The organism is Shewanella sp. BJSY2023SW005 (genome assembly GCF_047314585.1).
Lineage (GTDB): Bacteria > Pseudomonadota > Gammaproteobacteria > Enterobacterales > Shewanellaceae > Shewanella > Shewanella algae.
On sequence record NZ_JBKORJ010000023.1, the window covers coordinates 54242 to 75502 of the forward strand.

The 21261-nt window shown below is 55.5% G+C and carries 23 protein-coding genes; 9 read left to right on the forward strand and 14 right to left on the reverse strand.

Annotated features, from left to right (window positions below; genetic code table 11):
- Positions 1 to 41 precede the first annotated feature (41 nt).
- The 5 genes from ACMHXI_RS06425 to ACMHXI_RS06445 all read left to right on the forward strand — a co-directional run bounded on the left by ACMHXI_RS06425 (position 42) and on the right by ACMHXI_RS06445 (position 4571).
- On the forward strand, positions 42 to 1466 hold the full coding sequence (locus ACMHXI_RS06425; RefSeq protein ID WP_208143101.1) for a sigma-54-dependent transcriptional regulator: 1425 nt from the start codon (positions 42 to 44) through the stop codon (positions 1464 to 1466).
- Positions 1463 to 2797 (forward strand): sensor histidine kinase, encoded by a 1335-nt coding sequence (locus ACMHXI_RS06430; protein ID WP_093983682.1) that lies wholly within the window; start codon positions 1463 to 1465, stop codon positions 2795 to 2797. The genes ACMHXI_RS06425 and ACMHXI_RS06430 overlap by 4 nt, the downstream gene beginning before the upstream one ends.
- Positions 2798 to 2961: 164 nt before the next feature.
- Entirely contained in the window at positions 2962 to 3384 is a 423-nt protein-coding gene (locus ACMHXI_RS06435) for a curli production assembly/transport protein CsgE (RefSeq protein WP_037474129.1), read from the forward strand.
- Positions 3385 to 3396: 12 nt separating this feature from the next.
- A complete protein-coding gene (locus ACMHXI_RS06440; RefSeq protein ID WP_025888631.1) occupies positions 3397 to 3789 on the forward strand; it encodes a curli assembly protein CsgF in 393 nt (130 codons plus the stop codon).
- Entirely contained in the window at positions 3786 to 4571 is a 786-nt protein-coding gene (locus ACMHXI_RS06445; RefSeq protein WP_025008874.1) for a CsgG/HfaB family protein, read from the forward strand. Before ACMHXI_RS06440 ends, ACMHXI_RS06445 begins: the two co-directional genes overlap by 4 nt.
- Before the next feature lie 205 nt (positions 4572 to 4776).
- Here ACMHXI_RS06445 and ACMHXI_RS06450 read toward each other — a convergent pair whose 3' ends face one another.
- Both ACMHXI_RS06450 and ACMHXI_RS06455 read right to left on the reverse strand, forming a co-directional pair.
- Positions 4777 to 5391, reverse strand: a complete 615-nt coding sequence (locus ACMHXI_RS06450; protein ID WP_413734425.1) for a TetR/AcrR family transcriptional regulator — start codon at positions 5389 to 5391, stop codon at positions 4777 to 4779.
- Complete coding sequence (locus tag ACMHXI_RS06455; protein WP_413734427.1) at positions 5388 to 6836, reverse strand: coniferyl aldehyde dehydrogenase; 1449 nt, start codon at positions 6834 to 6836, stop codon at positions 5388 to 5390. The genes ACMHXI_RS06450 and ACMHXI_RS06455 overlap by 4 nt, the downstream gene beginning before the upstream one ends.
- Before the next feature lie 199 nt (positions 6837 to 7035).
- On the opposite strand from ACMHXI_RS06455, the gene ACMHXI_RS06460 reads away from it, so the two are divergent.
- Positions 7036 to 7419: an STAS/SEC14 domain-containing protein gene (locus ACMHXI_RS06460; protein WP_028779496.1), complete on the forward strand. Its 384-nt coding sequence runs from the start codon at positions 7036 to 7038 to the stop codon at positions 7417 to 7419.
- A 51-nt stretch (positions 7420 to 7470) separates the two neighbouring features.
- Here the strand turns inward: ACMHXI_RS06460 and ACMHXI_RS06465 are convergent, their stop codons facing one another.
- Positions 7471 to 8715, reverse strand: a complete 1245-nt coding sequence (locus tag ACMHXI_RS06465) for a lysozyme inhibitor LprI family protein (RefSeq protein ID WP_413734430.1) — start codon at positions 8713 to 8715, stop codon at positions 7471 to 7473.
- An 89-nt stretch (positions 8716 to 8804) separates the two neighbouring features.
- Here ACMHXI_RS06465 and ACMHXI_RS06470 point away from each other — a divergent pair, with 89 nt between their 5' ends.
- On the forward strand, positions 8805 to 9236 hold the full coding sequence (locus ACMHXI_RS06470; RefSeq protein WP_025008878.1) for a universal stress protein: 432 nt from the start codon (positions 8805 to 8807) through the stop codon (positions 9234 to 9236).
- Between the two features lie 25 nt (positions 9237 to 9261).
- On the opposite strand, the gene ACMHXI_RS06475 is transcribed toward ACMHXI_RS06470, so the two are convergent.
- From ACMHXI_RS06475 to ACMHXI_RS06485, 3 genes are read right to left on the reverse strand one after another with little or no spacing between them, the layout of a single operon-like run.
- A complete protein-coding gene (locus ACMHXI_RS06475) occupies positions 9262 to 9825 on the reverse strand; it encodes a DUF924 family protein (RefSeq protein WP_071238413.1) in 564 nt (187 codons plus the stop codon).
- 25 nt (positions 9826 to 9850) lie between these two features.
- Positions 9851 to 11329 (reverse strand): PH domain-containing protein, encoded by a 1479-nt coding sequence (locus ACMHXI_RS06480; protein WP_071238502.1) that lies wholly within the window; start codon positions 11327 to 11329, stop codon positions 9851 to 9853.
- 5 nt (positions 11330 to 11334) lie between these two features.
- On the reverse strand, positions 11335 to 11883 hold the full coding sequence (locus ACMHXI_RS06485) for a PH domain-containing protein (RefSeq protein WP_071238414.1): 549 nt from the start codon (positions 11881 to 11883) through the stop codon (positions 11335 to 11337).
- Positions 11884 to 12108: 225 nt separating this feature from the next.
- Here ACMHXI_RS06485 and ACMHXI_RS06490 point away from each other — a divergent pair, with 225 nt between their 5' ends.
- Positions 12109 to 12414 (forward strand): winged helix-turn-helix domain-containing protein, encoded by a 306-nt coding sequence (locus ACMHXI_RS06490; protein WP_025008880.1) that lies wholly within the window; start codon positions 12109 to 12111, stop codon positions 12412 to 12414.
- Here the strand turns inward: ACMHXI_RS06490 and ACMHXI_RS06495 are convergent.
- The 8 genes from ACMHXI_RS06495 to ACMHXI_RS06530 form a co-directional block, all read right to left on the reverse strand.
- Complete coding sequence (locus ACMHXI_RS06495; RefSeq protein ID WP_071238415.1) at positions 12316 to 13374, reverse strand: hypothetical protein; 1059 nt, start codon at positions 13372 to 13374, stop codon at positions 12316 to 12318. The two genes, ACMHXI_RS06490 and ACMHXI_RS06495, sit on opposite strands and share 99 nt — an antisense overlap.
- 206 nt (positions 13375 to 13580) lie before the next feature.
- Positions 13581 to 13922 (reverse strand): DUF2956 domain-containing protein, encoded by a 342-nt coding sequence (locus ACMHXI_RS06500; protein WP_025888641.1) that lies wholly within the window; start codon positions 13920 to 13922, stop codon positions 13581 to 13583.
- A 170-nt stretch (positions 13923 to 14092) separates the two neighbouring features.
- The gene (locus ACMHXI_RS06505) at positions 14093 to 14938 is read right to left on the reverse strand and encodes a heme ABC transporter ATP-binding protein (protein WP_083390322.1); all 846 of its coding nucleotides are present in this window, start codon (positions 14936 to 14938) and stop codon (positions 14093 to 14095) included.
- A gap of 8 nt (positions 14939 to 14946) precedes the next feature.
- Positions 14947 to 15966: a FecCD family ABC transporter permease gene (locus ACMHXI_RS06510; RefSeq protein ID WP_037467582.1), complete on the reverse strand. Its 1020-nt coding sequence runs from the start codon at positions 15964 to 15966 to the stop codon at positions 14947 to 14949.
- Between the two features lie 2 nt (positions 15967 to 15968).
- The gene (locus ACMHXI_RS06515; protein WP_413734434.1) at positions 15969 to 16808 is read right to left on the reverse strand and encodes a heme/hemin ABC transporter substrate-binding protein; all 840 of its coding nucleotides are present in this window, start codon (positions 16806 to 16808) and stop codon (positions 15969 to 15971) included.
- A gap of 64 nt (positions 16809 to 16872) precedes the next feature.
- Positions 16873 to 17280: an ExbD/TolR family protein gene (locus tag ACMHXI_RS06520; RefSeq protein ID WP_025008886.1), complete on the reverse strand. Its 408-nt coding sequence runs from the start codon at positions 17278 to 17280 to the stop codon at positions 16873 to 16875.
- Entirely contained in the window at positions 17277 to 17993 is a 717-nt protein-coding gene (locus ACMHXI_RS06525; protein ID WP_109248359.1) for a MotA/TolQ/ExbB proton channel family protein, read from the reverse strand. Before ACMHXI_RS06525 ends, ACMHXI_RS06520 begins: the two co-directional genes overlap by 4 nt.
- A gap of 14 nt (positions 17994 to 18007) precedes the next feature.
- Positions 18008 to 18781 carry an energy transducer TonB gene (locus ACMHXI_RS06530; protein WP_208181952.1) on the reverse strand — a complete coding sequence of 258 codons (774 nt, stop codon included), beginning with the start codon at positions 18779 to 18781 and terminating at the stop codon, positions 18008 to 18010.
- Positions 18782 to 19208: 427 nt separating this feature from the next.
- Between ACMHXI_RS06530 and ACMHXI_RS06535 the strand changes: the two genes are divergently transcribed.
- The gene (locus ACMHXI_RS06535; protein WP_025008890.1) at positions 19209 to 21260 is read left to right on the forward strand and encodes a TonB-dependent hemoglobin/transferrin/lactoferrin family receptor; all 2052 of its coding nucleotides are present in this window, start codon (positions 19209 to 19211) and stop codon (positions 21258 to 21260) included.
- The last annotated feature ends 1 nt before the right edge of the window (position 21261 follow it).

A 21261-nucleotide genomic window follows, 5' to 3' on the forward strand; every position in this document is an offset into this window, starting at 1 on the left:
ATTTTTACAATAGATATAACAGGATGTAACAAGCAGACATGATGGATACTGTACTCGTTGTCGATGACAATCAGGCCGTATGTCAGGCGTTGTCGCTGATGTTGGAAATTGCCGGTTACCGGCCGCTCAGTTGTCAGAGCCCTCAGGAGGCGCTGTACTTTATTGAGCAAGAAGAGGTCAGCCTGGTGATCCAGGACATGAATTTCAGCCGCGACACCACCTCGGGGGAGGAAGGGCGGGAGCTGTTTCACGCCTTGCGCAGTCGTCAGCCGCAACTGCCAATCATCTTGCTCACCGCCTGGACCGAGCTGGAAATGGCAGTGGAATTGATGAAGGCCGGGGCCGCCGATTATCTGGCTAAGCCCTGGGATGACAACAAGTTGCTCAACAGTGTCGCCAACCTGATTTCCCTCTACAAGCTGCAACAGGATAACCAGCAGTTGCAGCAGCGTGAGCAGCAACGGCAGGCGGCTTTCGATGGTGCCGATCTCTGTGGTTTGGTATTTGCCAGCGCTGCCATGGAGCGCTGTATTGATCTGGCGTTGCAACTGGCACGCTCGGATGTCTCTGTGCTGATCACAGGTCCCAACGGCGCAGGCAAGGATAAACTGGCGGACATACTGCATGCCAATTCGCCGCTGAAACACAAGCCACTCATCAAGGTCAATGTCGGCGCCTTGCCGATGGAGCTGATGGAGGCCGAGCTGTTTGGCGCCGAGGCCGGTGCATTTACCGGCGCCACCAAGGCCCGTATCGGCCGTTTCGAAGCGGCAGATGGCGGTACCCTGTTTCTGGATGAGATAGGCAACCTGCCGCTGTCCGGGCAGATAAAACTGCTGCGGGTATTGCAGACCGGCGAGTTTGAACGCCTGGGCAGCCACCAGACCCGTAAGGTCAAGGTCAGGCTGCTGAGTGCCACCAACGCCGATCTGCGCCAGGACATTATCGAAGGCCGTTTTCGCGAGGATCTTTTCTATCGCCTCAATGTGGTGGAACTGGTATTGCCGCCATTGGCGCAGCGCAAAGACGACATCTTGCCGCTGGTGGAGCACTTTTGTGCCGCCGCGGCCTTGAACAAGAGTGCGGCGCTGAGCAAGAGCCTTACGTTGGACAAGAGTGCCAAAGAGGCACTGCTGGCCCACGACTGGCCCGGCAATGTGCGCGAACTGGAAAACGCCTGTAAACGCGCTGTTTTGCTGAGTCGCGGCGAGTCTTTGAGCTGCAGTGATTTCGGTTTGGCAGCGGGAACCGCCTCGAAAACTATCTTGGATTCAAGTGTCGGCCAAGCTCCAGAGAGCCAAGGCCAACCAGCCGGGGCAGAGGAGCCGGGCAAGGCGGAAATAGAAGCGGCGCTGGCCGAGCACGGCGGCGTTATCGCCAGAGTTGCCAAGTCATTTGGCATCAGCCGTCAGGCGCTCTATCGGCGGATGGAGAAGTTTGGTATCGACGGCAAGAGGCAGGCATGACAGGAGGACTCAGTCTAAGACACAGGCTGCTGCTGGGCATGCTGCTGAGCACCTTGCTGGGTTTGCTGCTCGGGTGGGGTTGTCTGTTGTGGTTGGGGCCTGAATGGTTATGGCTGGCGGCGGTGGCAGGGTTGCTGGCAGCTCTGGGCATAGGGCTCAGGTTAACCCGAACCCTGGGTGACAGTCTGGCGGGGCTGGAAATCGGCATGCTTAACCTGATTGATCGAGATTTTAGTGTCTCGTTGCCGGACAGCGGCATCAGTGAGCTGGATAGACTGGCTCAACTGTTCAATGAGGCGTCGGCCCGACTCAGGCAGGAGCGGCAGCATATCTATCAGCGGGAATTGCTGCTGGATAAGGTCATTCAAAACTCGCCCAATATCATGCTGCTGTGCGATAGCGTGGGTCATATCATTTATGCCAACGACGCCGCCAAACATCTGTTCAATGCCAGGAAAGGCCTGGAAGGAAGCAGCCTCTCTGAGCTCAAAGCCAAGGTGAGCGAAGAGATGCGCCAAATGCTGGAGAGTGAGCGCGATGGCCTGTTCAATCTCGGCTTGCCGGAAGGCGAAAACCAGAGCTGGCACCTGAGTCGCGGCCAGTTCAACCTCAATGGCCAGCAGCATCAGTTGCTGCTGCTCAAGCAGATGACTCGTGAGCTCAACCGCCAGGAGGTGGCGGTGTGGAAGAAGGTGATCCGGGTAATCAGTCATGAACTCAATAACTCGCTGGCGCCTATTGCCTCCATGGTCAACTCGGGTCGGCGCTTGACCACAGAGAACCGCGATCCCAAGCTGAGCCTGATCTTCGATACCATAGAAAATCGCACCAATCATCTGGGGCAGTTTATCGAGGGTTATGCCCGTTTTGCCAAGCTGCCCAGCCCCAGGAAACACGTTATTCCATGGGCCCGCTTGCTGCCTGAGTTGGCTGAGCATTACGCCTTTGTCTGCCGGGAGACCCCTACGCTGACTTTGCTGGCCGATGAGGTGCAGCTGGAACAGGTGTTGCTGAATCTGCTCAAAAATGCCCATGAGTCCGGCTCGGCGCCTGAGGAGATTGAGCTGCAGATAGCCAGCCGCTCCGGTTGGCGTAGCGATGCTGCCGACCCGGTTGCCGGCGTCAGTATCTGCGTGATGGATCGCGGCAGTGGCATGTCAGCGGAGGTGTTGTCGCAGGCGCTGTTACCCTTCTATTCCACCAAGCCTCAGGGCAGTGGCTTGGGACTGGCGTTGTGCCGAGAGATTGCCGAGGCTCACGACGGTCGTCTCAGCCTGCAAAACCGTCAGGATGGTGGCTTGCTGGTTCAACTGTGGTTACCGCAACAGTGAGTCATACTTTCGGGTGATTTTCAACGGATCTCGACTCAGCCGAAATAGCTATTTTTCAGGTAAATATGTCGGTGGCGGGTGACTCGGTTCCGGCGCTGCTGTTAATGTAATGCTCTTGTTAAAGGAATGGCCTTTTCAGGCAACAAAGGGAATTTTCGGGGACAATGCCGCACTCTGTCTTGTTATCCATGCGCTGTATCTTGTGCTTACTGATGCTGACACTTCCGTCTGCTCCGGCGTTGGCCGCAGCCGAGGCGGATGACATAGAGATCAGTGGCCTGGTCATAGACAGAACCCTGACCCGCTTTGGCAAGGATTTTGGTTTTTACTACTCGGGGTATTGGCGAGATTTGCCCTTTACCCAGGGATTCAATGTCACCCTTTACGAAACGGTTTTCCCTCAGGCCGGCACCTTGCTGACACTGGAGGTTAACGGTACCCGTATTTACCAAACCCATTTTGGCCGCAGAGCCAGTCCCATCAAGGAACGGGCCGAACAGGCGATTCTCTTGACCATAGATTATATCGCCTCGGTCAGAGCCCAATCCATGACAGGGGAATTGGGATCCAATTGGGATGGAATTTAGGAAGCAAGCACAATGACACTCAGGATGTTAATCGCGGCCGGCGCCTTGCTGGCTTTTGCGGGGCAGGCCACCGAACTGGTCTATACCCCAATCAACCCCAGTTTTGGCGGTAACCCTCTCAACGGTTCGTTTCTGCTGAGCAAGGCCCAGGCTCAAAATGACAATCAGGCCGCCGGCAATGAAAAGGACTTTGTTACCCGCTTCAAGGAGTCGCTGGAGCGTAACATTATCAACTCAATCACCCGCGGTGTGGCCGACGGCGAGATAACCGACGGTGTGTATGACACTGGGGACTACCGGGTCGAAGTCGCCTCCACAGGTAACGGCGTGATGTTGACCATTACCAACCTGCTTTCCGGAGAAGTCACTGTGATAGAGATGCCTATCTATGGAGGTAATCCATGAGGTGGCTGGCACTGGTTCCACTGTTACTGCTGGGGGGCTGCAGCCTGGTTCCCAAGCCTGATTTGAATATCAATGAGGCCCAGGTAAATCCCTTGAGTGAAACCATGAAGGCGCTGCAGTCGCGTCCCGGGCCGCGTTTTCCTATCCCGGTTGCGGTTTACTCTTTCCGGGATCAGACCGGGCAATATAAGCCCCAGGCCAATGTCAGTTCCTTCTCGACCGCAGTGACCCAAGGGGCCACTTCCATGCTGGTGCAGACTCTGCTGGATTCCAGGTGGTTTACCCCTGTGGAGCGGGAAGGGTTGCAGAACCTGCTGACCGAGCGCAAGATCTCAGGTAAGCAGCAGGGACGCAATAATGAAGTGCCGACCCTGACCAATGCCAGGCTGCTTCTGGAAGGCGGGATCATCAGCTATGAAACCAACGTGGAAACCGGCGGCAGCGGCGTGGAATACTACGGCATAGGCGCCTCCGAGCTGTACCGGGAAGATCAGGTGACCATTTATCTCAGGGCAGTGGATGTACACACAGGTAAGGTGCTGATGTCGGTCAATACCACCAAGCGGGTGTTCTCTCAGGAGATGCGTGCCGGTCTGTTTCGATACACCAGTTTGAACCGCCTGGCCGAGGCCGAAGTGGGCTTTACCACCAATGAGCCGGTACAGTTTTGTGTGTTGCAGGCGATAGAACTGGCGGTCTCCGAGCTTATCGATAAGGGGAGCCGCATGGGGTACTGGAGCGCCGAGGCTTCGGGCGACGACAACAGCCTGAGTCAGGGATAAACAGCTTGAGCGAGAGAGCAACAGCTTGAGCGATAGATAAACCGCAGTTTGTTGATTTTCAAAAAGAAGGGCCCGCAATTGCGGGCCCTTTGTTTGACTAACTCCAGGGCGTTCATTTCAGCTGGCTCATTTCAGAAGGCCGATTTCAGAAGGCCGATTTCAAGCGGCAGGTTTCCGGCTGCCATTGGATTTTGACTCCAAATGGCTAGGCTGCCACACCGCGCCAGAACAGGCGAAAGCTGGCCTCTCTGGCCTCTCTGGTAGCCTTCTGAGGCTGGTTGCAGAAGAATCGCGCCGCCGCCAGGAACTGGCTGTGGCAAGCTTCCAGCAACAGCTCTCTGGGTAGGTCAGCCAATACCCCTTGGTTGATGCCCTGCTCCAACAGTTCAGCGATAAAGCCGAGAATGCCATGCATCGCCTGCTGCCTGACCGCTTCACTGACACTGGGTGACATGGCGTATTGCACAAAGAAGCTCAGCTTCAGAGGCTGTGCCAGCGCCCAATCTAGCCCGGCCTGCCACAGCATTTCTGCCCGCTGCGGCAATTCAGTGGTGGTTGCTGGCGCCTTTGGCAAGCTTGCTGAAATGGTGTCGGCAAACTCTGTCTTTATGGCCAGAAACAGCTGGTCCATCAGGATTTCTTTACTGCTAAAGTGATGGAACAAGGTGCCCGTGGCCACGCCGGCGTGGCGGGCTATGCTGGCGGTCGAGGTGGCATAGAAACCTTGCTCGACAAACAGTTGCAATGCGCTGCCCAGGATCTGCTGCTTCTTGTCCTGTTTGCCGCTCAATGCCCGGGTTGCTTCGTTGCTGCGCTTCATCTGAGAAACACCTTCAGCAACAGCTTCTGGATCCCCTTGCCATAGGGAGGATGCACCAGTTTGCCGGTATTGAGTCGCCCCCGGGACAGCACAGTGCGGGCGTGGCTGAAGGTGCGAAAACCTTCCTGGCCGTGGTAGTGTCCCATGCCGGACGGGCCTATGCCACCGAAGGGGGCATCGTCGGCGGCCACATGAAACACGGTTTCATTGATACAGACACCGCCAGAGTGGGTTTGGGACAATACCTGCTGCTGCACTTCTTTATCGAAACTCATCAGATACAGGGCCAAAGGTCTGGGGCGCGCCTTGATATAGTCGAGTGCCTGCCCCAGCTCTTGATAACTGACCAAGGGCAGCAAAGGGCCGAAGATCTCTTCCTGCATCAGTTTCATATCGTCGCTGACCTTGGTCAGCAGCAAGGTGGGCCATTTGCGCTGTTCGGCGCTTGGCAGTTTGCTGAGCGGTTGCTCGCGGTCGGCGGCAAATAACTGTGCCCCTTTGGCGGTGGCATCTTCCAGGAGGGCGACCAGCCTGGCGGCCTGACGCTCGTTGAGTATCTGGCCATAGTCCGGGGTGTTGGCAAAGTCGGGGTAGAACTGCTGGAAGCGGCGCCGATAGGCGCTAATAAACTCGGCCTCTTTACCACTGGGGCAGAGAATATAGTCGGGGGCGACACAAATTTGCCCGGCGTTGAGGCACTTGCCGTAGATGAGGCGCTCTACCGCTGTCTCCATGGGCATGTCCCGAGCGATTAACACAGGAGACTTGCCTCCCAGCTCCAGGGTGACAGGAGTGAGATTATCGGCCGCCGCACGCATCACATGGCGTCCTACCTGAGTCGAGCCGGTAAACAGCAGATGATCGAAGGGCAGGGCGGAGAAACTGGCGGCAATCTCGGCTTCCCCTTCAATCACACAGACCTCGGAGCCATTGAAGACTTCGGCCAGCAGGGTACGCAGGGCGGCATTGGTGTGGGGAGTAAATTCAGACAGCTTCAACATGGCGCGGTTACCGGCGGCAATCACTGTGGCCAGCGGACTCAAGGACAACATGATAGGGAAGTTCCACGGCACTATGATGCCCACCACGCCTTTGGGCTGATACTCCACCCTGACGCTGGCCGGGGCCAGTAATAATCCGGCATGGCGGCGACTGGGTTTCATCCAGCGTTTGAGATGCCTGAGGCTGTAGTTGATCTGGGTAACGACCGGCAGTATGTCGGAGATCAGGCTATCGTCGGTCGACCTGTGGCCATAGTCGCGACTGAGTGCATCCGTGAGGGCCTGTTGGTGTTTCAGCAAGGCTTGTTTCAGCGCCTTGAGCTTGGCCTTGCGCTCGCCAAGACTTGGCATGGGGGCGGCACTGAAAGCCTGGCGCTGCACGGTGAATTTTTGCAGTAATTGCTGATTCTCCACTGTGAGCGGCTCTGGGTTAACAAGCGACATTTTGCCTCCTTCGGCAGCCATTAAGCTGCCTTTAAAATAACCGACTGATTAGTCGGTCTGATGTTAGTTCAGTCTGCGCCGGTTGGCAATAGCAGAGCTATATTTGATATGGATCACAGAATGCATCACGGCCGCCAACTAGACTGAAATCGAATAGATGGGGCCTTGTTTTTGAAATCGTTGACATAAGGAATTGATGATGAGCTTGAACATGCATGGTATTTCAATCGGAATTGAGCGTTATGGTGATGACGATTTCTTTGTCACCATGAAAGCCGTGGGAAAACTGACCCACGAAGACTATGAATACATGGTGCCTATGCTGGAGTCGGCGATAGCCGGTGTGAAGGATCCGGATATTTACGCTCTGCTGGATGTCACCGAAATGGATGGTTGGGAAGCCAGAGCCATGTGGGACGATCTCAAGTTGGGGATCAAGCATGGGCGCCATTTCGAGAAGATTGCCATCATAGGCAATACCAGTTTGCAGGAATGGATGACCAAGATGGCCGACTGGTTTACGCCAGGGGACATGAAGTTCTTTGTTGATCGCCTCGATGCCATCGACTGGCTGAAAGACTAAATCGCCTTGCCATGAAACGCCCGCGACCTGTGAGGAGGTGCGGGCGTTTTTTTATTGCCATTCCAACAGGGTTTTGAGCTGCTCGCTACGCTCCTGAGTCAAGAGTGCCTGCCACTCTTGCTCAGTGGTGGATTCCTGGAGCGCGGCAAATAGGCGTGCATTGCTGTCGCGGTATTTAAGCCACAACCTCTGCACCGCGCGAAGGTCTTCTTTGGTCACTTCAAACATATAAAGCTCGGGGTCATCCGCCGGACGCAGTTTCTTCATCAAGGCGCGGTACACCTGGTTGAGCTCTTTGTCGGCGCCGGCAAAGTCAGGGAAAGTGCTCACCACTTGCTCTCCCTTACTGAGCATTTCCAAACGCGCCAGATAGTTTTGCCGCTGCTCGCTCTGGGAGCCGATAATAAAGGCGCTGCGCCCACTGCCGCCATGGCCTTCTTCCCTTGAGGTTTTCGCTTGCAGCCACAGCTCGAATGCGCTGTTGGCAGGCTCGAGTAATTTAAGCGGCGCTTGCCCCAGGCGTTGCTTGATGCTTTGGTTGATCCCTTCTTGTTTGGCGAGGCGCTGTTGCTCCAGTCGTTTCTCTTCCCGGGAGGCGCAAAAGCCCATTCCCATACCACTGGTAATAGCGTTGCAGAGATCAAATTCAGTGGTCTGTTTGGCACCAGGGTCGAGTTTGAGCCTGTCTTTTACGGCTATATCCAGCTCGGCCGGTACCTCGGCGCCATAACAGATGAGCTGCAGCACCTGGCGATCATAATTGTTGCCATCTTGCAGTTTGGAGAGGTTTTCAGCCTGTTGCCACAAACGATAGCTATAGCCTTCCTCTAAGGGAGCGCTCAGAGCATTAAGCCGGTTGAAATCGGGCTTGCCGGCATAGATGCAGGCATCCAGTGTGGTTTGATAGTCGAAGTTAAAGTCCGGATGGTGACTTTGATACTGTTTTAACACCTCGCCCAGCCTGACAGGATCGGCACTGTTTTCTGTGCCGCCGCGAGTCAACAGGCGATCTGTCAGGTAATAGAATGCCTTGGGGTGACCTGCACTTGCTGCCTGGCTTAAATGCGCTATGTCTTCGGCCAAAGGTAAGGAATAACTGTAGCTCAGCATGAAGTGGGCTTCGCTGCTGCCAAGGGCCGCAGCCTGCTCATAGAGCGGCTTGGCCTGCTGGCTCTGTCCGGCTTGTTGCAGCGCCTTGGCACGCTCTACCAGGCTGGCGGCATCCTCGGCGTAAACCGGGGTAAAAATAATCACCAATAGGCTTACTGCTGCGGGTAAATGGAGTAAAGTGTTCATAGGGTGCTTCAAAATATTGCAATATAACTTGTTGATATTATTCGACAGGTATCTCATCAGTCGATGCCTGTCGTGTCAAGGAGGTCACTATGCGTAACAAAGATATCCTCTGGCCCACTGATTTCAGTGATACAGCTGCCAATGCATTGAGATATGCCATTGAAATGGCCAACCTTTACCATGTTGGGCTGCGTATTTTGCACGTAGTGGATCAGCCCATAGGTGATGAAAACTATCAGTTGTTGATCATCACTCCGGAAGAGTTGGCGCAAACCATGGAGAAGGCCGCCGCCGAGAAGATGCATGAGTTGCTGGCCAAGCTGAACAGTCCGCTGAAAATTGAAACTGTCATTCGCCGCGGTGACGCAGTTGAGGAGATCCTGGCCGAAGCCGAGTCTGCCGATGTCGGTATGATAGTGATTGCCAGCCACGGTCGCAGTGGCCTGGCCCATTTTCTCAGTACCAATGTGGCCGAGGCCGTGGCCAACAAGGCTCGCTGCCCCGTGTTGGTGGTGAAGTAACAAGTCGATGCGGCTTAAATGAGTACTAGAACGAGGAGCCGGGCTGCTCGAGAAAGGCCAGCTCCTCGGCGCTCGACTGCCGTCCCAATATGGCATTGCGATGGGGATAACGGCCAAACCTGTCAATAATCGCCTTGTGCCTCAACTCAAAGTCATAGTTGTCCCTGGTTTGTTCCGAGGCGAACAGCTTCTGTGCCTGCTGATGAATAATCGCCGACTCGCTGTGCATAAAGGGCATATAAAGAAATGCCAGCATAGGGGCTTGCAGCTGTTTGTCGGCGCCTATGCTGATCGCCTCCTGCGCCAGAGCCAATGCCATGGGATCGGCACTGAAGGCATCGGGAGTGTCGCGGTGAATGTTGCGCGAGAACTGATCCAGCAGCAAAATTTCCGCCAGGCGCCCTTGTGGCGTTTGTCGCCAATGCCATAACTCGCCCTGACGGGCAGCATGTAGCAAGGCACCGAAACGACGCTCAATTGTGTTGTCAAACTCAGGATCTTTGACCCACCAAGCCTTGGGGCTTATCTCTTCAAACCAAAAATGGATTATCTGTTGTGGGGTGTACTCGGAAGCGATTTGAACTGACATGGCAATTCCTTCTATTTGAATGGGATTAAATCCAGTTGCTGTGATCATGGGCGATAAGCCCAAGGGTTTGCGCCGCGATATCCTGCGCCTTGGCCAGCGGGATGGCAGGCAGTGTCAGTTCGCCGCTGGCCAGCCCCAGTTTGAGACTCGCGAGGCCTCGGCGTTTTTGCCCCCGGCTTTGGATTAGCTGCAGATGTTGCACCTTGCTCAGCGACACCAACTGCCAACTGTGGCCTAGGAGCCCCTTGTGGATCCAGAGATCGTTTTCAACCCGCCAAAAACCCCATTGACGATAGCGTAGATAAAGCGCCAGGACAGCCAACACTCCGGCCAGCAACAGCAACCAGGTCTCTGTTGTAGGGCCGGTAAATGCCCATGTCAGCGGCGCCGGCGTTAAGTACCACAGCGCCCTATAGTAAAACCAGCTCGGGTGAATGGGGTGCCAACGATTCGGAATACGGTCGGCCTTGCTGCTTCTTTGGTTGAGCCTTTTTAGCAGGCGATGCACTTCGCCTCTACCGAGCGATGGCACCAACATGTGATTGTTGCTGCCGCCTTCCACCTCATTGCCTTTTACCTGCTTGAAGCTCAGAGTCCAGCGTTTCAGCCAGCGGGCCAGCAACGGCTGCTGCAAACTGATGAGTTGAATTCTGTGCTGCTTGAGTATGTCTTGCTGGTGGGACAGCAGGCCGCCGCTACGCTGTAATGTTTCCAGTTCCTGGGTCAGGCGGTAGGGGGCATATTTCAGCAGCGCCGCGACTATTGAGATCAAGGAAAACAGCAGATAGCCAAGGAGCAGAAGGCCGACAAGGAACCCCAGCTCCAGCAGCAGGTTGCCACTGAGCTGCTGCTGATGCCAGTCGAAGACTTGTGTCAGCCCCAGCTCCATCAGTTGACTGCCTTCGAGCTGGCTGAGTACCGGACCTGCAATGACGGCAAACCAGACAAAATTATTCTGATACAGGCCAAAGATTGCCAGCTCTGCCAGAGACTTTTTCACCAGTAAGCGGGAGTTTGGCGGTGCTGAGGTGGGGGCGTTTTCGTCTGTGTCGGCCCGTTTCATCAATTGCCGCCTCAGTGATTCGGCCTGAGCTTGGGTGACTGCACTTAAGCAGGCTTCATCCTTGGCCGAACCCGCAGTTTCCACTATCAAGTTACCCAGTCGCAACGGCTTGAAGTAAAAAGGCTGTTCCAGACGCACATTCTGAATTCTGTCTATCGGCAGCTCGACTTTGCGCTTGAACAGGGCGCCACTGTGGACCTCGAGTTGTCCTCGAGTCAAGCGATAACGGAATTTGCGCCAGCTCAACAGCCCATGGGCAAAAATCACTACCAGGGTCAATGCCAGTGCCAGTGGCAACCAGACGGAGTCAAATCCCTGCTGCCAGCCGGTATAGAGGATAGGCACCAGGGCATAGCCGTTGCTGAGGAAGTGCTTCAGGCTGGTGAGGCTGAAACTGATGATCGCCCAGGGTGAGAGCGAGTGCCAGTTGGCTTGCTGCACCTGGCTCAATTCGGCGTCTCCGTCGAGGTTTCACCGCCATCCTTCCCCGCCAAAGACAGCAGATGTTGGCGCAGCGCTTCGGCTACTTCAATATCCAGCCCGGGCAGGCTGACCTCGGCCGCCGAACTGCCGGCACTGTAGCAGCGCAAACTTGTCAGCCCGAAATGGCGCTGCAATGGCCCCTGAGACAGGCTCACATGTTGCAGCCTGCTGGCCGGCATGGCGGTATGGCTCTGCCACCAAAGCCCTTCACGCAGCAAAATGCCATATTCACAAACGCCATAAGCCATGGCTTCGGCTTGTTTTTGATTGAGCCAGGTCTTGAATCCCAAAAGCAGCAGTGCCAGCGTGACCGAGATGATGACTCCAAGACCACTCAGCTTGGCGCTGAGCAGTAACGCAGGCACTAACAGCAGTATGACCAGCGCCATCAGCAGCAGGTTTTGCCACAGCAATTGTTGGCGGTAGCGGGGAGATAAGGGGGTCAAGGGTTGGCTGTCAAAGCCCAACCACTGCTGCTGAGGCAGGTGCGAGTGGGGCGAGCGGGTATCCATGTGCTTTGAGTCCTTGAGGCATTGACCTGACTATAGCAATAGAGAGTTTGTCGCTTCAAGCCGCTAGCTTGGATGGCAGAGACTTGATGCAGTTCCGGATCCTGAGCGATTGCACTTGTGTTAACAACTGGATATCAAGTAGTTTGGTAGCAAGACTTTGTTGCCCGTGTGGCGCTTGCCTCCCAAACGCGCCGTTACTGGCTGTAAACCATCAGGACGATGAGTATGTTCCAAGCCGATAAGGTATCCAAACAGCAAACCGCCTTTCTGCGTAAGCTCTATCTGGCCCATCTGATAGACGATACCCAACATAACCTGTTGTCCTTACAGAAGGAAACCGGTATGCCGCGCCGCACCTTACAGGACGCCATTGCCGCCTTCGGCGATATAGGTATTCAGGTGGACTTTATCCAGGATGGCCGCCGGAATAACTCAGGGCACTACCACATTCGCACCTGGGGCCCGATTAACAGCGCCTGGGTCGGCACTCACCTGGAGCAGATCCGCGCCCTGCTGTTCGCCGACAGTTGAATCCGCCTGTTGTAACAGCAGCATACCGGCCAGAACCGCCTGGATGTGGCGCTGCTGGATAAATTCATAGTAACGCTGATCCTGCAGTTGATTGCCTTTAGCCTTAAACTCGCACTGCGTCTGCATTCCCACTACTAGATCACCATTGCTGCCAAATGGCGGTAACTCCAGATTATAGCCTTTGAAATAGTTGTGGGGTAGTTCTTTGTTCCAAAACAGTTGCCAATGATTGTTCCCGCAGTTGGGAATGGGCTCGGCCATGGCCGCCAGGGTTTGCCGTGCCAGTAGCTCACGAATGGCATCATAATTCAGCTTTGAGTCGGTTGTCGGGCATGGTAAATCCTCCAGCTCTATAGTAACCGGCGATGAATCTATCGGATCCTTGATGCCATAGAACTTGGCTCTGCGCTCCCCCTTGAGATAGTGGGTAAGCTTGGTTGTGAACAGCGGAAACAGGCCAACAAGGGACGGCCCGTGATAGACGGGGGTGACATGGGCGGGCACGCTGACATCCTGCAACAGATGCAGCAGGGCACCGACAAAGTAATCCCGCTGGGCCGAGTCATTGGCCATGGTTAACCCAAGTTGGGCCCTGGCCCACAGGCGTTGCTGTGACATATTGACAAGGCCGGGCTGCACTGTCTCTTTGTCGGTTTTATCCGGATGATAAAAGTGCCAGTTGCCAACGCGGCGATAGGCCGGAAACAGTTGATCACTCCAGGGATTATCATACAGGGAAGAGGGCAGTTTGGCGGCGCCTTCATCCATGGCCAGGTTGCCGTCCTGCAGTCGCTGTAATCTGGCAGGGTTGACTACTTCACCGCGGCATTGCGCCAGTTTCTGATAGCTGAGTTCGGTGAGGCGCAGGTGTCCGGGTTTGGGATCATAGGCCATTGCTGAGTTGCAAAGCAGTAAGCTACACAACAAAGCTACGCCGGCCGAGAGAGTAGTGGTTTTCATCGAGTCTTCCTGACAGGCTTCCTAAAGGGTGAGTCGCAAAATCGCGGGTGTTGCGAAGGCTTATTTAATAGCTTTCGCCACTCATTTTCGCTAAATAAATCCGCTTCTATGCGCAGCGACAGAGTAGCCCTGTCGCGAGTTGGCACTGTTTACATTTTTATGGCCAAGCCCGGCTTTTTCAAGTCTGGTTTCTAAGACCAGGTTTTTCAAGCTAGGTAGAGAGCAAACCCAAGCCAGCTAAGGCCAAGCAGTATCCAGGGAAACCACAGCAGCCACTTGGGGGCATGGGATGGCGTTATTTCTGCCGCATCCGCGCTGTCATCCGAGTCGTGCTGGAGCCTGTTTTTCTGTCTCAGCTCTTGCTTGCGCGCCTTGTCTCTTGCTCTGGCCTTGGCCTTTTGTTGCTTCTTGTATTCGGCAATGCCTTTCTCTATGCCCTGGGCAATGAGGCGGGTTTGCTCCTTGGTTTGCCCCGCCTTTTGAGTGGCTTTGGCCATGCGCATGGCTTCGGTTTGGGTTTCGTTGGAAATCGCTGGCTTCTTATTCATCTCTGATGGGGTTGATGACTGACCCAAGGATTATACCTGCCGGCTTGAAGTTCTGACCACAGACGGCCTCACATCAAAGGCGCTTGCCGGTGCTGAACTTGTTCGGGGTCAAATGCTCTTATGGCAGGGGTCATATTGCAAGGGCCTTTATTGGCAAGATTTTGATCGCTTCAAAAATAGAGTCTCTGCCCCTGCGCGTCGGCGAAGGTTCCCGGTTCATAGTGCCAGACCCTGGAAATCAGTTCAGGCGTCAAAGCCTGTTGGGGCTCGCCCTGAACCAGGAGTTTTCCTTTGTCCATAACCAGCAACTGATCGGCATAGTGACTGGCCTGGTTGAGGTCGTGCAGCACGGCCAATACAGTGTAGTCCTGCTCATGAGCCAGCTCTCTGGCGAGTCGCAGTACTCTGTGTTGCTGGGCCAAATCCAGCGCCGAAGTGGGTTCATCCAGCAAGAGTACAGGCGAGTGCTCGGCCTGGGCCAATTGAGTCAAAACCCTGGCCAACTGAACCCGCTGGCGTTCACCGCCGGACAGTGCCGGATAGCTGCGCTCACTCAGGTGAGCCAGATCCAGACGCCACAGTTGCTGCTCAACCAGTCGGGCGGCATCTCTGGCACTGAGACTGAGAGGATACAGGCCCATGGCTACCACTTCACGAACGCTGAAGGGAAAGCTGAGACTCGAGTGTTGCGGCAACATGGCCAGATGCCTGGCCAAGGCTTGCTTCGGCCACTGCCCAAGAGGCGAGCCGTGAAAGTTTATCCGCCCGGCATCGGCCTTGAGCTCCTGAGTCAACAACCGCAGCAGACTGGACTTGCCGGCGCCATTGGGCCCCAGTAGAGCATAAAATTGGCCGCTTTGCAGTCGGCAACTGACATCGGTCAGCAAGGGCTTGTTGTCGACTCTGGCATGTAGATGTTTGAGCTCCAGTACTTGCTCAGTAACTGCGGTGGACTCAAATGATATAGCCGGTGTTTGTGCGGCAGCTGTCGCGGTCACGGATTCGAGTGAAGGCATGGAGTACCTCAATAAAGCTTACGTCGCTGACTCAGCAGCAGATAGAGGAAGAAGGGAGCGCCGAGCAGAGCCGTCATCAGGCCGACAGGGATCTCGGCCGGTGACATCAAGGTGCGGGCCCCTGAGTCGGCCAAGGCCAGCAGCACAGCGCCGAGAATGGCACTCAGCGGCAGCAGTTGCCGATGATCCGGCCCCTTAAGCAGCCGCACCAGATGCGGTACCACCAGTCCGATAAAACCTATGATGCCGGTGGCCGCCACGGCAACACCGACACCCAAAGAGCAGAGCAAGATCAACTTCAGCTTGAGCCTGTCTACCTCTATGCCCAGATGACGCGCCTCGGATTCGCCCAGCAACAGGGCGTTGAGCGCCAATGCCTGTTTGTTGAACTGCCAACTCACCAAGGCCAGTACCGGCAGACAGATAAATACGGATTGCCAACTGGCACCGGCGATGGCCCCCAGTTGCCACAGGCTGAGATCCCGCAGCGCCATGTCGTTGGCAAGGAAAGTCAGCATGCCGATCCCGGCACCGGCCAGGGCGGTAATAGCCACCCCGGCCAGCAAGAGTAACACCACTGAGGTGCTGCCACCTGAAGTGGCGAGCCGGTAAACCAGTAAACTGGTTGCCAGACCGCAGAGAAAAGCACCAAGGGGGACGGCATAGCTGCCAAGATGCGGCAGCAGCACTATGCAGATGGCGGCTCCCAGCGCCGCGCCCGAGGACACGCCTATGATGCCGGGGTCAGCCAGAGGGTTACGAAACAGGCCTTGCATTACGGCGCCGCACTGTGCCAACAGGGCGCCGACAATCAGTGCCAGCAAGGTTCTCGGCAGACGGACATTTTGCACTATCAGGGCATTGGCTTCCTGCCCGGCGGCGACTGAGCCAAACAGGGAGTCGATTATATCGCTCAAGCCTATGGTCACAGGTCCGGTTGCTATCGAGAGCAATGCGGAAAACACCAGCAGGCTGGCGAGTCCAGGCCAGAGCCAGGGATGGCGGTGGATGGGCAGCACGGCAGCCATGATTATTGCTCCAGCAGTTCCTGATTCAGGGACTCGGCCGCTTCAATGGCGGAGATACCCAATCCCCCGAGTAATGCCTGAGGTTGAAGATCCCGGATCAAACCGGCTTTTCCGGCCGGAGTATGGGCCAGTAGCGGCATGCTCTTCAGTAGCTTATCGGCTTGAGGCTCGGGTTGCTCGCTGGCGCTTGAGAGTAAAATCAGCTCTGGCTTGAGCGCCAGAATGCCTTCCTGAGACAGGCTACGGTAGCCGCTGAAGTCGGCGGCGTTGGTGGCACCGGCCAGCTGGATAATGATATCGGCGGCCGTATCGGCGCCGCCGACTCTGGCGGGACGCTCTGACTGCAGCAACATAAACATGACTCTGGGCGGATGTTCGAATTTGGCCGCAGATTGCGCCAGCTGCTGTAACCTGCCACCCAGGGTGTCGGCCAGTTCGGTGGCGGCTTTTTCCTTATTCAGGGCCTTTCCCAGAGTGAGGATATTTTGCTGTAGTTGCTCGGCGGTATCGGCTGCCTTCAGGGTGATAACCGGCACACTGGCCTGTTTTACCAGATCTATGCTGCTGGCCGGTCCCATCACAGAGGTGCCAATCAGGAGATCCGGTTTTTGCGCCAATATGCCCTCGGCTGACAGCATTCTGTGGTAGCCGAGTCTTGGCAGTTTCAGCTTCTTTGGCAGGGCGCTGCTGGCGTCGACAGCCACCAGTTGTGGGGCGGCATCCAATGCCAGCACCAATTCAGTGACACCGGCACCGGCACTGATCACTCGCTTGGGGGGCTCTTCAGCGGCAAAAAGCGGCATGGCGAGCAGGCCACAGAGGAAGATAAGAGAGTTTTTCATTCTAGCTCCAAAATAATTCAGGGACTCATCGCCACAGACTTGTGTCTGAGGTTTCATCAGTTGTTTAGGGTTCCATCAGGACCCTGGTCTGGCTGATCTCCAGCCGTTGCAGCAGACTCAGCAGTTGCATCAGCGGCTGGACTCTTGCCTCCTTGTCGGCGGCTACCACCAAAGTCAGTTCGGGATTGTCGGCCAGCGCCTGAGTCAGTGCCTGCTCGAACGCGTCGAACCGGGCAAATTTTTGTTCGTTGAGCGCCCAGAACGGCGCCTGGGGTAACACGCTTACCGTCAATTGAGTCTGTGCTTGTGGGCTCAAAGTCGTGGCGCTGTTATCCGGCACTTCAATTGGCAGGCTCAATAACTTGGGATTGGCTGTGAGCAGCAAAAACACCAGCACAATGAAGATGATGTCTATCAAGGGGGTTAGATCCAGGCCGCTATCCAGGCCATGCTCTTCCTTAATTTCAATCATGACAGCGGCTCCGGATGGCGACGCTTGCCATTGATTTGACTGAGTTTGGTCAGGTTAAAAGCAGCGTAATCATTGTCTTCGCCCTGCAGTGGAACTCCTTCCAGCCAAAGGTTGAGTTGATTCAGTACATGGGCGCAGGAGGCCACTGAGCGCTCGGCCCAGAGTCCGAACAGCTGTGCTCCCAACAGCGCGGGTACGGCGATCAACAAGCCGGCGGCTGTGGTGTACATGGCCAATCCCAAGCCCGAGGCCAACAAGGCCGGAGTGATACTGTCACTCTGATTGGCGCCAATATCGTTGAACATCTCCAGTAGCCCCAGCACAGTGCCGAGCAAACCCAGAAGCGGGCTGATGGCACCTATGTATTGCAGCAACTTGAGCCCGGCGTGGAGTTTGCGTTTCTCCTTTGCCAGCCAAAGTGACAACAACTCTTCCCGCAGCGCCTTGGGTTGTGCGGCCTGTCTCAGCAAATGGCGGGCACCGCAGGAAATCAGTCCCCGGTTATCTTTCAGGCGTTCAAGCAGGCTGTCACAACTTTCATCCAGTGTGCCGCTGCGCAATTCGCTGAGCCAGGATTGGCGCCTGAACAGGCTCGGCAACAAGATGGCAAAGCGCTCCAGTAGTATCATCAGGGTCAGAAAGGCGCAGATGAGCAAAGGCCAGGTGAGATCGCCAAGTTGCTGGTGCAGGCTTTGGTACAAACTTAATTCCATCGTGTCTCCAACTGTTAATTAAGGGCGAAGCGAACCGGCACCCTGACTTTGAAACGGGCGGCTGAGGCTTGGGAAGGAATGCTGAACTGCCAGTGGCGTACGGCGGCCAATGCCGCTTCATCCAGAATGGAATAGCCTGAGCTGCTGACGAGCAGGGCGTTTTGGGTTTTGCCTTGATGATCAAAGAAGATGTCCACCAGAGCCGTGCCCTCAAAGCCCCGCTTGCGGGCGAGTCTGGGGTAGCTCGGCGGCGTTGGCGGGCTGGCAAATACAGGCTCAGCCAGCTCTATGGTGTGATTCAGTCCTGAGGTGCCGGCTGTTTGAACCGGCGACGAAGGAATGCCCGGCTTCTCCTCATGGGGCACAGGTTCTTCTCGCGGCTTTTCCTGAGTCGGTTGTGGCTTGCTTATCTTTGAAGTTTGTTTCTGACTCGCTTTGACCGGCTTGGTTTTGAGCTGCTCAGACTTTGGCGGCTCAGGTTTTGCCACATTCTGTTTCAGCGGTTCTTGATGTTGAGGGGCTTTATGTTGAGGGGCTTTATGTTCAGCTTCTTTATGCTTAGCGGATGGGGCTTTTGCCGCAGGGTGGCTTTCGGCGGTAGCAGTCTGGTTTTGAGTCTGGACAGAGGCAGTTTGGGGCGCTGCAGCAGGGGCTGCGCTGAAACTCAGCTGCAAACCGCCCTTGGTGGGCATTACCAAAGGATCTGGGGTGGCTGTCTGAGAGGCCAATACGGCACTCTGAAGTGACAATGCCATGAGCGCAAAACCACAATAACGCTTGGGGGTCACGCCGTTACTCCTGTTTACAACCGCTTGTTGCGGCGGGTGAATGTTCAAATTCAACTAAGCAAGGACCCGTAAGGCTCAATGCTGTTCTGTCTTGGGTCGGCTCTGTCCCTGAGCCGCCACCATTCCATGGTTCCTGCCTTTACTGTCCGGCCAGCCTTTACCGTTTGGATAGCGCCGCTATTCTGCCGCTACAGACGGCACCACTCCCGGAACTTACCCTTCCTTTGGGTTAAGATATACTAGTAGAAATAAGATCGCAAATGATAATAATTATTATTTGATCCTTTTCTAAAGCTAAGCTAGAGTGCCAGCTTAAGTGGTGTTATCCCGGGCCTGCGGCCCTCTGTCTCAACTTGTTTTTCAGAAACACCACTCCCATGAGAAAGGCTGGAGATACAGCCTGATAATCTGTTTGAGGATCAAGATGATGAATAGAAAGCCGCTGGTTATGGCTATTACTCTGGCATTGGGAACCCCCTTCCTGAGTCTGGCCGCTGTTGCCGAGCAGGTGAAAACAGCAGAATTTGATGAGGTGCTGGTAAGTGCTACCCGCATTCAGGAGAAAGTCTCTGAGTCCAGCCGCAGTGCTGCGGTTGTCGGCGAAGAGCAGTTGGCCGAGAAGCAGGGCGACTCGGTGGCCGAAGTGCTCAAGACTGAAGCCAACATCAATATCGCCAATGGCCCCAGGGCGTCTGCCCAGCAGGTGGAAATTCGTGGTCTCAGTGGCCAGAGGGTATTGCAGACCATAGATGGCGCCAGGCAAAACACCAGCGCCGGCCACAGAGGTACCTTCTTTATGGACCCTGAGCTGCTCAGTTCTGTTGAGGTGGTACGCGGCCCGGCTTCCAGCCTTTGGGGCAGTGGCGCCATAGGCGGTGTGGTATCACAAAACACCAAGTCGGCCAGGGAGATGCTCGACGAAGGCCAGAGCTTTGGTGGTTATCTAAAGCAGGGCTATGAAACCAATGGCCAGCGCAGCAAGAGCAGTGGTGCCATTTATGGCGCCAAGGGCAGTATCGACTGGTTGTTGAACGGCAGCTACAGCGACGGCGACAACATCAAGGCAGGTAATGACAATACCCTGGAAAACAGTGCCAGCCGCAGTCGCAGTGGCTTGGCCAAGTTCGGTTGGCAGTTGGATGAAGCGCAAAGGCTGCAACTTTCCGGCAGGATCAACGAGATCTCCGAAGCCGTGCCCAGCAACCCGGCCACAGATGTCAGCAACAGTGTGCCTCTGGTGCGCCGTGACAGCAAAGATTCCAACCTGACCCTGGACTACAGCCTGGCACCAAGCAGCAACGCCCTGCTGGATCTGGATGCCAAGTTCTACTGGAACAAGACAGATTATGATGAGAATCGCCTGACCAAGGGCCAGTTCGACACCACAGAATATGAAACCCTGGGGTTTAGTATTGCCAATCGCAGTCAATGGCAGGGGCTCAAATTAACCTATGGTCTGGACGGCTACCGCGACCAGATAGAAACCTTCCGTGATGACAGCGGCCAGAGCGGTCAGCGTCCCGGCAACATAGATGGTGAGTCTCGGGTGTGGGGCGCTTTCGTGGCCGCCAATATCGCTCTGGGGGAAAACTGGTCATTGGATCCGGCGCTGCGTTACGACAGCTTTGAAAACGAAAGCAATAACCTGGGCCATTCCAGTGATGACGATGCCTTGTCTCCCTCGTTGGCACTGGTGTGGAAGACAGCGCCATGGCTGACACTCAGCGCCCGTTACGATGAAGCCTTCCGCGCGCCATCAGTGGAGGAGATGTACTCCAGTGGCACTCACTACTGTATTCCTCCCATCCCCAATTTCTTGCCCAACGGCCTGTGCAATACCTTTGAGGTCAATGAAAACCTCAAGGCTGAAAAGGCCAAGAACAAGGAACTGAAGGCCGATATGCGCTTTGCCGAGCTGGCGGGCAACGATGAACTGGCGCTGAGCCTGAGTGTATTCAGAAACGATGTCGACGACTTTATCGAGCAGCGGGTGACCAATCCACTGCACGGCATCCCCGGGCTCGAGCAGAACACCCGCTGGGATAACGTCGACAAGGCCAGACTGACCGGCTTCGAGCTGACAGGAAAGTATCGCATCAATCAGACCCGCTTATCGCTCAGCTACGGCCAGACTGAAGGCAAAGACAGACATGATGGGGGCTATCTGGCCAATATTCCGGCCAACAAGCTGGTGCTCGACTTGTCGCAGGGGATCATGGCGGGCGATATGAAGCTGGGAACCCGGGTCAGCTATAACGCCAGTCAAGACAGGGTGCCCGAGGATAACCCGGTTAACCGCTACCAGGACTACACACTATGGGATGTGTATCTGGCCTGGGAGCCTGCCATGGGAACCTTCGAAGGGCTGCGGGTCGACTTTGCCATTGAAAACATTGGCGATGAAGAATACATCCAAGCCTGGCAAACCCTGATGGATCAAGGGCGCAACTTCAAGCTCTCGGCCCGTTACCGTTTCTGAT